Here is a 14,461-nt window from a genome sequence, read left to right as displayed (position 1 = left end):
TTTGATAACATGTTATCAAAATCCGGCATCAATTTGTCAAAACCCGATATTTTAGTTAAAGTTTTAAAAAAAACATCCTCAAAATATAACTGAGTATCAATATGTTCAATAAAAAATGACAAAGTACTATGTTTAATTTCTGATGAGTACCTCGCAATTATGATCTTGCCCCTAATGAAAAACAAACTGAAATAGTGAAAAAAAATGTTGTAGTTTCAGTTAATAAAAGAACAAAAATTGATACTTTGCTTATTAGGACGCAAGTTGATGGACACAAACAGACTTTCTGTCTCTTTTTTGTTTTGGAATACTATTTGATTTACATCATAAAACTACCAAAAACTGACACCATGGATAAAACTATAAAGCTCCGAGTAAAAAAAGAAATTGACAGAAGTAATGAGCTTAAAATATTAAAACTAAAAGGTTCTTTAATTACCAAAGGCTACACTGAAATTATTCACATTGCAGATGAAAATGAAGATTTTTATCTCAACTCATTTTCGACTTCTGTTGAACACAAAAAAGAAGCGGAAGATTTTGTATTGGATTATATCTCTGTTAATAATCTAACGGACACAATTACTTTACTGTAAAAATAGAATTTCAGATTGTATTTATGTTTTCAGAACACCCACAAAAATCTTCATAAAAACATTCAGAATTTTGCGGATTATAAAAGTCTTATGGCTTGAAAAAGTACACTTCTTCTTTTGTTATTTTTTCATTTGGTTTTAAGAAGTGTACACTTTCAAAAGACTTTAAAGAACTCTTCAAAAAAGAATAAAAAGCAAGCTAATTTATTGGGCATCGGCAAAAAAGTGCGCATAATAACAAACCTCGTTCCTCGCCTTGTAACCCCTTCGGGACTTATAGCACTTCCTATGCCTAACCGCCCAATGGTAGATTGCTTTCTTTTTTTTCGTTTTTTTCTTTTGAAATGTAAATTAAATTTATCTTCAATGACAGAAACCATCTACGTTAAAATACTTGAATTTAACTCCAAAAAACTTTAAAGTAAAATAAGAAGCATGAACCGTTTTTCCTAAAATACAAGTTCGTTAAAAAGTGATAAAAAAGAAATAAACACAACAAATTAGAATGATCAAAAAAGTCATGTACAAAGTAAATATAGTTCGTCTATAACGATGATCAATTTTTGCCAACTCAAAACTTAATTTGGCTTTTTCCCTATCGATTGTATTTTGGTATCTGTCTTTCATTATTTCAAAGATATTAAACTTGCAAAAGATATTCTTACGGATTCCCGTAGTACATTCTTTTTATTTATATCACATAGAATTCCTTTTGAAATATTTGCCCTTTACAAGTAAAAATTAGCGACGATAATTAGATATTTTTTTCATTGATTAACTTTTTCTTTTAAAGAAAACAAACTAAAAATAACCGTATATTTTTTCTAACTATAATAACTGTCATGGTCAAAATATGTCCATGTTAGTCTACTTTCAAATATTCTATTTAATTTAGCACTTACCTTTTAAAGGTCTAAAATACTGCCCCGTTCCTGCAGTCAGCAAGATGTCCTGTTGTTAAACAACAGCCTCTTACTGCTCTACACTCGGGACTCGTTAGCAGTGAAACTGGAAGGTTAAAAAGAATTTGATAATAATGAAAAGGAAAGATGATGAAAAGAGAAAATTCAAACAGAACACGCATAGTCGGGTTAAGGTTTACTCCCGAAGAGTATGCGAAAATGGAAAAAAAATGGAAAGCCAGTACCTGCCGTAAGCTGAGTGATTATATCCGCAGGCATCTATTTGAGAAACCAATAAAAACCACTTATAGGAATCAGTCTTTAGATGATATGACTCATGAAATGATGCCGTTGTTCAGGCAGTTAAACGGCATAGGAAACAACTTTAATCAGGCAGTAAAAAAACTGCATACACTGAATCAGATTCCGGAATTTAAAGTATGGATTATCAGCGCCGAACTGGATAAAAAAATCCTATTCGAAAAGATTGATGAAATCAAAAATTACATCCAGAAAATCTCGGAAAGATGGTTGCGATCATAAAGACCGGACATTCCCTTCACAAGGTTTTTTATTACAACGAAAACAAAGTAAAAGAAGGTGTCGCTGAGTGTATAGGTGCAGGAAATTATCCAATTGATGCCGATAAGATGAGCATTACTGTAAAACTGAACCGTTTTCTGAAACAGCTGGAATTAAATGAAAATGTAAAACGAAACAGTGTCCATATATCAATCAACTTTGATCCGTCGGAAAACTATTCCAAGGAAAAATTAATGGCTGTAGCTGATTCCTATATGGAAAAAATCGGATTTGGCAAGCAGCCTTATCTGGTATACCAGCATCACGATTCCGGGCATCCGCACATCCATCTGGTCTCCATAAATGTTCAAAGGGATGGTACACGAATTGACATGCAGAATATTGGTAAAAACCGATCTGAACCGGCACGAAAAGAAATCGAAGAACGCTTTGGACTTGTCAAAGCGCAAGGCAATAAAAACAGTCCGGATTTCCAGCTCAAGCCCATCATCTCAGGAAAGATTCAATACGGGCGAAACGAATCAAAAAAAGCTATAACAAATGTACTGTGTCAGGTGCTTTTAACCTATAAATATGCCAGCCTGCCAGAACTCAATGCAGTACTCAGACAATACAATGTTATAGCAGACCGGGGAAATGAAGATTCAAGAATGTTTAAGGCAAAAGGATTAATGTACCGTATACTCGATGATAATGGAAAACCGATTGGAGTTCCCATAAAAGCCAGTCTCTTTTACAACAAGCCAACACTTAAATTTTTAGAAGAAAAATTTGCATCTAATTTCACTAATAATGCATCAGATATAAAAAGGGTAAAAAACGCCATTGATATGGCATTTTTAAGAACGCAAATTTCACTTAAGGAACTGGTTCAACTATTGGAAAAAGAGGGTATCAATACCCTTTTTAGAAAAAATCAGGAAGGATTGCTTTACGGTATTACCTACGTAGACCATACTACAAAATGTGTTTTTAACGGCAGTAAACTGGGTAAACAATACAGTGCAAAAGCAATTCAGGAACGATGTGCACAAAGTAAGCAAACAAAGCAAAATAGCACAAGTTTAGCGGATGAAAAATCACACACAATCACATTTGAAACACCAAAGTCAGAAATAGCTGCAACACTTTTTGGTGATGATTTTAAGGATAATAAATACGTAGGATCCAGCACAATAATGGGGCAACTAGCAGAGATGCTTACGCAAACTGAACAGACAGCTAATTATCTTCCATACGAGCTGAAAAACAAAAAGAAAAAAAGAAGAGGACAATCCAATAATCGATAAATATTGAAATTATGGCTATGCAGACAGGAGAAAACGAACAGGCACTGAGAAAGATCTTGGATATGACAAGACTTATCAGCATTATTATTTTAACCATCCATTTTTATTATTACTGCTATGCTGCCTTTCAGCAGTGGCATTTGGTTAGCGGTTTCAGCAATAAAATTATGGGTAACATTTACCAAACGGGATTATTCAGTAATTTTCATAAATCCAAACTCTTTGCACTAGTATTTTTATTACTCTCATTAATTGGAGCAAAAGGGAGAAAAGATGAAAAACTGAGTTATAAAACAGCTTTTGCTTACATCATTACAGGTCTCCTTATTTACTTTATAAGTTGTCTTTCACTATACCTGAAAATTGAACTCATGCTGGCAGCAATTGCCTATATGACCATAACTTCCAGTGGCTTTCTTCTGATGCTTTCCGGAGGTACGCTATTATCTCGTATTATAAAAAACAGACTTAACAGCAAGGATATTTTTAATAATGAAAATGAAACTTTCCCCCAAGAAGAAAGACTTTTGGATAATGAATATTCCATAAACCTTCCCGCCCGTTATCATTTAAAGGATAAGATAAGGGGCAGCTGGATTAACATCATAAATCCCTTTCGCGGTTTACTGGTTTCCGGTACTCCCGGATCCGGAAAATCTTATTTTGTTATACGTCATGTTATTACCCAGCACATTCGCAAAAGATTTACCATGTTCGTCTATGATTTCAAATTTGATGATCTTTCCAGAATAGCCTATAATACCTGGCTCAAAAACAAACACCTCTATCCAAAATTACCTCAGTTTTATGTCATTAATTTTGACGACCTGACCCGGACCAACAGGTGCAATCCGTTGGAGCCGTCAGCCATGAGTGATATAACGGATGCTTCCGAATCAGCACGTACTATTTTGTTGGGACTCAACAGGGAATGGATAAAAAGACAGGGAGATTTTTTCGTAGAATCACCGATTAATTTTCTTTCAGCCATAATATGGTATTTACGAAAATACAAAGACGGAGAATTCTGCACACTTCCCCATGTAATTGAACTCATGCAGGAAGATTACGATAGTCTCTTTACGCTGCTTAGAACCGAAAAAGAAATCGAAGTACTTACTTATTAATCCCTTTGTGAATGCCTACTTAAATAATGTTATGGACCAATTAGAGGGGCAAATTGCTTCTGCAAAAATTGCCATGGCACGGCTTTCCTCTCCACAATTGTATTATGTTTTGTCGGGTAGTGACTTCACATTGGACATCAATAATCCGGACGATCCTAAGATCGTATGTATGGGCAATAATCCGCAGAAAATCCAAATATATGGAGCTGTATTGTCACTTTACGTAAACCGATTGGTAAAGCAGGTGAACCAAAAAAACAAACATAAAAGCAGTCTGATATTCGATGAATTTCCAACTATTTACCTCAACAATATGGACAGCTTAATTGCTACAGCCCGGAGCAATAAAGTAGCAACTTGTTTGGGGATTCAGGATTTTAGTCAGCTGCGTAAAGATTATGGACGAGAACAGGCGGATGTGATTATGAACATTGTTGGAAACGTAGTTAGTGGACAGGTTACAGGAGATACTGCCAAGCAATTATCGGAACGTTTTGGGAAAATTATGCAGGACCGCGAAAGCCTTTCCATTAATAGTGGAGATACTTCTATAAGCCGGTCCAAACAATTGGAATCCGCTGTGCCTCCATCCAAAATTTCCGGACTTAGTTCCGGTGAATTCGTAGGTATGGTAGCGGATGATCCTGATTGTAAAATCGAACTCAAAACCTTTCATTCTGAAATAATAAATGACCATGAAGCATTAAAAAAAGAACAGGATCAATATGTCGATATTCCTATTATTCGCAAAGTTGATAATGCAATGGTACAGCGGAATTATCTGCAGATAAAAAAGGACATCAAGGACATTATTTATGCAGAAAAGGAAAGACTACTAAATGATATTGAACTAAGTCATTTAGTAATTAAGAAGTGATACTCTCGATTGAAAACAATAAATATATTACGGCTTACTCACAGATATTGATTGTGAAAGTAATATTAGCTTAAATTGTTATATTTACAATGCAGATGAATCATTTGTTTTGATTTAAATTTCGTTGATATTGATCTTTTCTTTCTCTTGATCGAACTAAGAAATAAACAATAGAATTACCTTTGCTCTTGAAGTGGGACAAAAAGCATACAGGTTATTGGATAAAAAAATAATGGGAAGCAGTGCAGATAACATTATATTAGGAATTCTTATAGAAAAACAATATTATTCAGGTACATTTCAATTAAATCTTCGGAGCAGAACATTTTAATTTGTGTGAGCGCCATCCTTAAAAACACTTTACAGAGCGGTACAATATTATGAAGATTGCTTGCTTAAATTACAAAAAACGGTAAGTCTGCTTGCAAAGCAGCAATAGTGATATAAAGTGCATACACAATTTTGTTTTTACATTTTTCAAATAAACGCATCATTAAAGATCGTTCGCTTTTGGGAGATATTAAGGATATTTATCAGCAGGATATTAATTAAACTCGTTTAGATCACAAAATATTAATCTTGAAGTTCCAATGAGAAAGAATCAAAAAAATTACAAAGATCAGCCTTTCATGATAAAAAAATCCAGAAAGAGGATAGAAAACTTATTTTCTCAACTCTGTGAGCAGTTCATGATTAGAAGAAATTAAGCCAAATTTTTTTTAGGGTTTAAACCCGAATACTCTCAAAACAACAACACTTACTATGATACAAACAATAAAAATAAATACTAATAGATCCGTAGTGTGTTTTGTCTAAAAAAACCTCAATATGTCTAATTTTTTAACAAAATTAATAATTTAAACATCTTTTATTTCAATCAAAAAACGAATAAAACTTTATTGTAATCGAATCCCAGCATTTCCATACTGATAATATTTTTATTATTCATAAAAAAAGTAAAGTTTATTTTTGAATAAACAGCATATATTCTAAAAAAAAATAATCTGATAAAAGTCAGCCTTATCAATATAAATACACTAAATAACTTTTAGTTAAACATATCTTAATTTCATATTTACACTATTCTTATTTGTTATAAATAAGAATAAATTAATCAAATTTAAAACCAATGACTTATTTTAATCAACGAGTACAACATGTTATATTAATAACTTGTTTATTTCTCTTCTCGACAATTAGCCTTTTTACCCAACAAAAATTAGGGACGTTAAAAGGGGTAATAAAAAACAACCAAGGCAAAGCAGCTGAATTTGCTAATATTGACCTAAAAGGAACAAACAAAGGAACAAACAAAGGAGCAATAAGCGATGAAGCAGGCGAATACAAAATAGAAAACATTAAACCAGGTACTTATACCATCATCGTATCAGGAATTGGTCTAAAAAAACAAACTCAAACTATTGAAATAAATAACAATCAAAGCAATTATACTTTAGACTTTACAATAAAAGAAAGTATTGGTGAACTCGATGAAATAATTGTTTCGGGTTATAGAGAACGGACTTATAGAAATGAAACTTCGGTTGCTGCATCAAAATCTACTATTCCGCTAAAAGATCTACCGCAATCGGTAAGTTATGTAACCAAAGAACTTATTATTGACAGGCAAGCCTTTCGTGTTAATGATGTTCTAAAAAACGTTAGCGGTGTGAGTCTTAATAACTTTGAAAACCGTTTTTCTATAAGAGGAATTGCAGGAAACAGCTATCAATTTATCAATGGATTAAGAGTAAGCGGACGCTCTTTTAACTCCTTAAATTTAAACAATTTAGAACGAGTTGAAGTAATGAAAGGTCCCGCATCTGCATTGTATGGAAATACCGAACCGGGAGGATCTATTAACAATGTAACAAAAAAAGCACTGACTGTTAATCGAAATACTGCAGGGGTTAGTATAGGAAGTTTTCAAACCATACGAGCCACTGCAGATTTAACAGGGCCTTTAAATAATTCTAAAACCGTTTTATACCGTATGAATGTGGCGTATCAAAACACCACAACTTTTAGAGATTTACAAGATAGAGAAGATTTGTCAATAGCACCAACCCTCTCTTTTGTTCCTAGCGAAAAAACGAGAATTGATGTCGATTTTGTTTACAGTATTATCAACGGAAAAACAGAGAGAGGACAGCCTTTATATGGCCCTTCGACAGATGGCGCATCACTATTATTTACTACTCCTATTTCTCAAAGTATGTCTAGAGGTAATGACTATTTAAAAGAAAAAACGTTTTATATGTCGGCTATTATGAACCATAAATTCAATAGCAAACTTTCTTTAAATGTATCCTATCTAAAGTACAAATTTTTTGAAGATATGTTTGAGCATCGCGGGGGTAATGCCTATGCAATGGATGCCGCAGGAAAAGAAATTCCATCATTATTATTACAAAGTACTATTGGACGCAAACGCAGCCGTTATGATGACAATCTTACAACCTAATTAAACTATGACACTCATACAGGAAAAATAGAGCATAAAATAGTACTGGGAGCAGATTATATTGTAAGTACAGTACCCATAGGAGGCACGAATGAAACCGCAACAGGTTATCGAAATGCAACCAATACAGGATCAATAGCAACCTATAATCCGGCCAAAAAGAATTTATACTTGTTAGATGCTAATGGAAATCCAGTACCAAATGTTCCTTTTTATAATTTAGCCAATCCAGATTATTCGGCAGCCAACCCAGACAGCTACTTTACCACCAGAACAGCTACTGCAGCAACAAAATACTACTCACAAAGTATTTACCTTCAAGACCAAATAAAATGGAATAAGCTACAACTTCTTTTAGGATTAAGACAAGAGTTTTACACCGATTTTACCAATTACAAAAAAAACACTGAAGCCAAAGTCAAACAACATGCTTTGATTCCTAGAGTAGGATTAGTTTACAGTCTAATTCCTCAAATCAATCTTTATGGAACTTATGTCGAGGGTTTTCAGCCACAAAGCGCAGGAACTATTGGTGCGCCCGAAATTTACGGAGGCCCATTTGATCCATTAACAAGCAAAATGTATGAAGTGGGTGCCAAAAGCGATTGGTTTAACAAAAAATTAGCCGTAACTGTTGCCGCTTACAAAATCTATCAAAACAACATTTTAGTCAGTGCCAATAACCCCACAAATACCCAATTACTAGAGCAAAGAGGTCAGGAAACATCCAAAGGAATAGAAGCAGATATTACGGGAAACATATTACCTAATTTATCTATCAATGCCAATTATGCTTACAATGATGCCCGAATTACCGAAACAGCCGTTGTAGCCGATATGGGGCGTTGGAAAGAAGCAGCACCGCATCATCAAGGCGGATTTTGGGCAAAATACACCCTTCTTGAAGGAAGAATCAAAGGATTCGGAGTTGGTTTAGGTGCCAACTTTGCTTCCAAACAAAACACCCGATTGGCCTATTTTACACTACCGGGCTACTCCCTTATAGATGCGGCACTATATTATCAAATGAAACAACTCAAATTTTCACTAAATCTGAATAACCTTCAAAACAAAGAATATGTAGTATCTCAAGCTAATCCTAATATGGTTGGCCCAGGAGCTCCAAGAAACTTTATGCTTACCATGGGGTATTCATTCTAATACTAATTTTTAAACCAATCAAATGAAAAAAATCACATCAAAATTGACTCTAGGAGTTGTACTTCTGTTGGCAACAACAATTGCAAATGCGCACAATACCTATTTACAAATAAAAGGGTCAGGCAAAATAAACGACAAAGTAGAAATACAATTATTAAAAGCCGAATACGGTAAAGAAGCTCCAGAGAAAGGAACAAAGTTAGACAACTTAAAGGCTATTAAAATCTTTTTAATAGATGCTTCTGGTAGCAAAACAGAAATAGTAATGACTCAAACCGAAACCCATTGGCAAGGCTTTTTTATTCCAAAAACAACAGGAAATTATACCGTTATTGGAGTAAATGACCAAAACGAAGTTAGAGATATGTCTAAAAAATGTTTAGGAAACGGGCGTAGTATTCTATATTTAAAGGCTTTATATACAATTAAGTCAGCTACAAATCAAACCGTTACTTTGCCTTTAGACCTAACAGCTCAAAAGCAAAATGCTAGTTATTTATTAACCGCATTTAAAGACAAAAAACAACAAAACGATTTGAACCTTACCGTGATAAATCCTGATGGATGGTCAGTAAATGCTTTTAAAATCTCGAAAACAACCCCAAAAAAGCTTTATTTAGAAGTCATTTTTCGTAACAAGTGACAATATTTTTAAACTCATCCAATATTTTTTTCTCAATTTTACGTTTCTGATGTCTCTTTCTCAAACACTATTACCTACGAAAGATAGTAATAAGGTAAAAATAAAAACATAATATTGGTATTTTGCCACTGGTTTATGAAACACAAAAACTTATTTTTGATTTTTCTGCAACGATTTCTACTATATTTAGATATACTTAATTTAAACTTCAAAATACAACAATAAAATTTACCCTTCGGGCAAAACAACCATAATAACCATAAAATTTTAACAGAAACACTCAAAAATAGTACTATTTTATCTTTAAATTATATATTTGTAAATTAAAACAAAGTTAAATTGTGTATTATAAAAAATCTTCTTTATCTAATTGGATATTAGCAATTCAATTCTTTTTTTGTTGTTTTATTACGCATAGTCAAGAAACTACAATATCGGCGAATACGCAATTCCCTGTAAATATTACTTTTAATGCAAGCGAGTATAAAGACTTGTTTGTAACTAATTCCATAAAACAACTTATTCCCGAAAAGTTCAACCCTTTGCACAAAAATTATTTTGTCTTTCCGTTTTCTAATCAATCTTACTGGTTACGAATACAAATCAGAAATACAAATTCTAGTGTTAAAAAATGGGTTTTGCTATGGGATAATCCATTAGTCGAGCAACTCGATTTTTATATATCAGATAGTAACAGAAGCAATTTCAAGCATACTCCATATGTCCTTTTAACCAAAAATAAACTCAAAAAACTTTATTCAGAAGCCCCACATTTTAATTTTGAACTCCTCCCCCACACATCCAAAACAATTTATATCAAATTAACATCTAAAAGAGCAAATTACGGAAGCCTGAGTCTTTTTCCTAATGAAGCTTTTACTACTTTTCGATATGATAATTTTGCATTACAAGGAATGCTCAATGGTTTTGTTATCTTTAGATTATTACTCGTGTTTTTATTAGGCGTTTTTGTTATAAAGGAGGCTGTATTTAGAGCTTATTCTATTCAAATTGTAATAAAGACAGTCGCTTTTTGGGGCATTCTTAACAATTTAGGACCTCTTTTTTGTGACAATCCCACTACAGCAGCCATTATCAATAATGTATCTATTTACTCAACCGTTGTAGGCAGCTGCATTTTTACGCTTTGGGCTTTTGAAATTTGTAAAATAATTAAATGGATTAAGTTTGTTTTATTTGTATTTATTGCAAGTGCAGTTATAATTAATTTGGCCCTTTGTATAAGCTATCAATGGTATTGGTTAATGGCTGGTGCTTTTCTTATTGTAGTCTGTAATACATTTTTAGTGGGATTATTTTTTTATTCTATATTAAAAAAAATAAAAACAAATATTTATTACAGTATTCCGTTTTTATTGGGTATTATAACTTTTTTACTCATTAACTTTAGACTGCTTACAGAAATAAATATAGGTCCGGTAAACGTTATTGCTTATTTATTATTTGTATCTGAGTTTTTAACTTTTGTTTTATTCTTAGGGCGAATCATCAGGTTAATTGAGGTAAAGAAAATAAGTGCCGAAGAAAATCTTAGAACCAATCAAGAACAAAATAAATTTTTGAAAGAACTAGATGAACTAAAAACACGGTTTTTTACTAACATCTCGCACGAATTTCGTACGCCGCTTACTTTGCTCGTAGGCCCAATTGACGATTTGCAAAAAAAATACCCCAATGAAGGCATTTTAAAAATAATGCAGCGCAATTTGAATAGATTGCAAAATCTAATTAATCAAATACTCGAAATTTCAAAATTGGAGGCTGGCGAAATGACTATCAACAAAGAAGAAGCAGATATTGGTCGATTTTTGATACAAATAGCCGCTTCGTTTGAGTCGTTAGCGCAGGACAAAGACATTGTTTTTAATTATTCGGTAAGTCAGAAAGCCATTTTTGGAAATTTTGATTTGGATAAAATAGAAAAAATAATGAACAACCTGCTTTCGAATGCTTTCAAGTTTACGCCTAGAAACGGGCGAGTTGTGGTAAAAATTAGTTTTGATAACGAGCAGACTGAAAACAACAAAAGAGGCTTAAAATCAAAACCATTACTGCAAATAAGCGTTGAGGATTTTGGTATTGGTATTGCACCTGAACGGCTTCCTTATATTTTTGATCGGTTTTATCAGGTGGACGACTCCAACCAGCGTTTGCACGAAGGCTCTGGTATTGGATTGGCATTGGTCAAAGAATTGATCGATGTTTTGGAGGGGACAATTGAGGTAAAAAGTGTGCTAAACCAAGGTACTACTTTTGTGTTGACTTTACCTTACGACCCTTTGTTTTTGTTATCTCAAAATGTCAAAATACCTATTCTTAAATTTAAACCCGAAGTGGTTTTTGATAAAAAAAACACCAACACTGACGATTTAGAGAAAAACGAAAATGACCAAATCATGCTTATCGTAGAAGACAATCCCGATTTGCGCATGTACATAAGGTCTATTTTTGAAAATCAATACCAATTGATAACGGCAGTAGATGGCGAAGAAGCATTGACAAAGGCAATTGAGTTTGTTCCCGATATTGTAATTTCGGATTTGATGATGCCCAAATTAGACGGATTAGGTTTTTGTGCCAAACTAAAAAAGGATGAGCGAATTAGCCATATTCCGGTAATTATGCTTACCGCAAAAGCCAGTATAGATGATAAGTTGATTGGACTGCAGCAGGGTGTCGACGATTATTTGTCTAAGCCTTTTAATAAAGAAGAGTTGTCTTTAAGAGTGAGCAATTTGATTCAGCAAAGGCAACTCTTGCGAGAGAAATACGCTACGCAAACCATTGCCGTTAAGCCCGAAAAGGTGATGGTAACCGAGTCGACACTAGAAGATTTGTTTATAGAAAAAGCCCAAGCAGTTATCGATAATTATTTAGGCAAAAGCGAGTTTGATGCGACTACTTTTGCCCATGAAATGAAGCTTTCGCCTGTACAATTGCGCAGAAAATTAAAAGCCATTACCAATCAAACCAGTACCGAGTTTGTGCGCAATTACCGCTTAGAAGCAGCTGCTGAAATGCTTAAAAAAGGAAAAAAAACGGTTTCGCAAGTCGCTTACGAAGTTGGTTTTGAGAGTCTTCCGTATTTTTCAAAAGTTTTTCAGGACAAGTTTGGCAAGACGGCTTCGGACTGGCGATAGAGGTATGACTAATAAAAATGAAATACTGAAAATTTAAAATCATTAAACATACTACGTTAAGCAAAAATTTGCGGTAATAGGTTTACTAAAACACTTATTACCACAAACTTTGACCAGTCTAATTTTAATCTTGATTATCTACAATACTCTCGGCAATTTGCAATCCGCCATTGAGAAACGCTATTGCTGCACTAACCCCTGCTGTAACAACACTAGTTGTAGGTTCTGGATTAAATTTAGCAATATCGGCACAAATGCTGGATAAATTGTTGCAAATATTCGCAGTTTCATTAATGATCGCCAAGCTTCGCATATTGTTTGAATCTGTTTGAGATAACTCTACGAAATGGTATGCAACGGGGGCAATAGCTGTTAGGTTTATCGCAATATCTACGCCTGCTCCAATTTCTGTTAGTGCGATTTTGGTAGCTTGGGTTTTAGTACAAAGTGGCGCTAAGGTAAATATAACCGTAGATAGCATCCCAATATTAGAAATAGCTGTTGATAAATTAGCTACTGTATTATCTTTTATAGGATAGGGTTCTGCAAAAGTTCCTGCAGCTGTATTTGCATAGGACTGAATAACAGACGAAAGAGATTTGGCTTGGCTTACAAAAGGTACCCAAGGTATTTCAGCAATGTCTTCAACGACTACCAATACACCAAAAATAGCAGCAGCTGTACCTGATAAAATATGTGCCGCTTCAAAAATGACATTTTTAGCACTTTCAGGCAAATAAAACTTGCTATCGAATTCTTTAGAATAATCAGGTGTTGTTTCTGGTCCTTTGCCTAATACTGCTGCAAGGGACTCATAATCTTTGGCGTTTATGATTTGAGTACTAAACCCATCATCTTCGGTAAAAGGAGCTTTTTGGTTTAACAATTTGTAAATCAATGTTGCGGGTACAGCACAAGTTAAACAAATAATATCTAACAACGAAAATTGAAATTCAAAGCCAAAAATTTCTTCTAAAATATCTGAGACTATGGGGATCCAAATAGGAACCGAAAGAAGGTCAATAATGGATTCAAAAATAGTAACGATAAAATCTATTACAAGATCAATAAGGGTGGCAACACTATCCAAGACCAAGTCTGCAATGATAGCACAACTCGTTTGAAGAATTTCAATCAATGACATTGTTTTGTATTGATCATTGTCAAACAATTCAGTTTGAAATCGATCAATAGCCATTTGAAAGTTTTTGGTTTCGTCTTTTAATGCCTTGGTTAGATCAACAAGGCTTTCTTTTATTAAATTTGCCAAAACTTCAGAAGTGTTCTCTACACTAGAACTTGCATTGGCAATGTTATTGGTAAAATGGTCTTGAAGATAGCTATTTGGCGAGGTATAAACCCCCGTATAATCCGTTTGTGACTGTGTATAACTCATGGGTTGGTTGGCATTGTCCATCTCATCAGAATCTGTAGAGATACTTGCCCAAGCATTGATACTTTTTTCGAGTTGTGCTATTTCATTGTTTACCTCACTTTTGACTCCCTCTAGTTTGGTAACCCCATAATCCATATACATCATCAGGATATTTTGCATCACATCTTTGGTTCGAGTAATATCATCCCATGAAAATAGAAATTTTAAAAACTGTATTAAATCTTTGACCAGTGTAAGCAAAGCCGAAAAAATTGCCTCTAAAGCATCGATTACTTTCTCTACATGGATATTCTGGATAAAGT

General features: G+C 33.8%; 8 protein-coding genes and 2 pseudogenes. 9 read left to right on the top strand and 1 reads right to left on the bottom strand.

What is annotated here, in order from left to right; translation table 11 throughout:
* The first annotated feature begins 350 nt into the window (after nt 1–350).
* The 9 genes and pseudogenes from B0A64_RS18995 to B0A64_RS18955 all read left to right on the top strand — a co-directional run bounded on the left by B0A64_RS18995 (nt 351) and on the right by B0A64_RS18955 (nt 12,763).
* Nucleotides 351–596, top strand: coding sequence for a hypothetical protein (locus tag B0A64_RS18995; protein WP_089481077.1), 246 nt, complete (start codon nt 351–353; stop codon nt 594–596).
* A 1,052-nt stretch (nt 597–1,648) separates the two neighbouring features.
* Nucleotides 1,649–2,041, top strand: a complete 393-nt coding sequence (locus B0A64_RS18985) for a plasmid mobilization protein (RefSeq protein ID WP_317045013.1) — start codon at nt 1,649–1,651, stop codon at nt 2,039–2,041.
* Nucleotides 2,026–3,330, top strand: a complete 1,305-nt coding sequence (locus B0A64_RS18980) for a relaxase/mobilization nuclease domain-containing protein (RefSeq protein WP_089481074.1) — start codon at nt 2,026–2,028, stop codon at nt 3,328–3,330. Before B0A64_RS18985 ends, B0A64_RS18980 begins: the two co-directional genes overlap by 16 nt.
* Before the next feature lie 17 nt (nt 3,331–3,347).
* Nucleotides 3,348–5,334, top strand: a pseudogene (gene mobC / locus B0A64_RS25600) (conjugal transfer protein MobC).
* 563 nt (nt 5,335–5,897) lie between these two features.
* Nucleotides 5,898–6,150, top strand: a pseudogene (locus tag B0A64_RS25790) (IS982 family transposase); the annotation flags it as partial.
* Between the two features lie 313 nt (nt 6,151–6,463).
* A complete protein-coding gene (locus B0A64_RS18970) occupies nt 6,464–7,798 on the top strand; it encodes a TonB-dependent receptor plug domain-containing protein (RefSeq protein ID WP_089481073.1) in 1,335 nt (444 codons plus the stop codon).
* 27 nt (nt 7,799–7,825) lie between these two features.
* Nucleotides 7,826–8,959 (top strand): TonB-dependent siderophore receptor, encoded by a 1,134-nt coding sequence (locus B0A64_RS18965; protein ID WP_089481072.1) that lies wholly within the window; start codon nt 7,826–7,828, stop codon nt 8,957–8,959.
* Nucleotides 8,960–8,981: 22 nt separating this feature from the next.
* Complete coding sequence (locus B0A64_RS18960; protein WP_089481071.1) at nt 8,982–9,602, top strand: hypothetical protein; 621 nt, start codon at nt 8,982–8,984, stop codon at nt 9,600–9,602.
* A 341-nt stretch (nt 9,603–9,943) separates the two neighbouring features.
* Nucleotides 9,944–12,763 carry a response regulator gene (locus tag B0A64_RS18955; protein WP_089481070.1) on the top strand — a complete coding sequence of 940 codons (2,820 nt, stop codon included), beginning with the start codon at nt 9,944–9,946 and terminating at the stop codon, nt 12,761–12,763.
* Nucleotides 12,764–12,887: 124 nt separating this feature from the next.
* Here the strand turns inward: B0A64_RS18955 and B0A64_RS25260 are convergent.
* Nucleotides 12,888–14,461: hypothetical protein (locus B0A64_RS25260; protein ID WP_165769847.1), on the bottom strand; the 1,574-nt coding region annotated here is incomplete at its 5' end.

The sequence above is a fragment of the Flavobacterium araucananum genome (assembly GCF_002222055.1).
Taxonomy (GTDB): domain Bacteria; phylum Bacteroidota; class Bacteroidia; order Flavobacteriales; family Flavobacteriaceae; genus Flavobacterium; species Flavobacterium araucananum.
The sequence above is the reverse complement of the archived record's forward strand: the minus strand, read 5'-3'. Positions and strand labels throughout refer to the sequence as shown.

Excerpts from the sequence above, each read along its gene's own strand:
- B0A64_RS18995 (WP_089481077.1), top strand. The coding sequence starts at position 351 with ATGGATAAAACTATAAAGCTCCGAGTAAAAAAAGAAATTGACAGAAGT.
- B0A64_RS18985 (WP_317045013.1), top strand. The coding sequence starts at position 1,649 with ATGAAAAGAGAAAATTCAAACAGAACACGCATAGTCGGGTTAAGGTTT.
- B0A64_RS18980 (WP_089481074.1), top strand. The coding sequence starts at position 2,026 with ATGGTTGCGATCATAAAGACCGGACATTCCCTTCACAAGGTTTTTTAT.
- B0A64_RS18970 (WP_089481073.1), top strand. The coding sequence starts at position 6,464 with ATGACTTATTTTAATCAACGAGTACAACATGTTATATTAATAACTTGT.
- B0A64_RS18960 (WP_089481071.1), top strand. The coding sequence starts at position 8,982 with ATGAAAAAAATCACATCAAAATTGACTCTAGGAGTTGTACTTCTGTTG.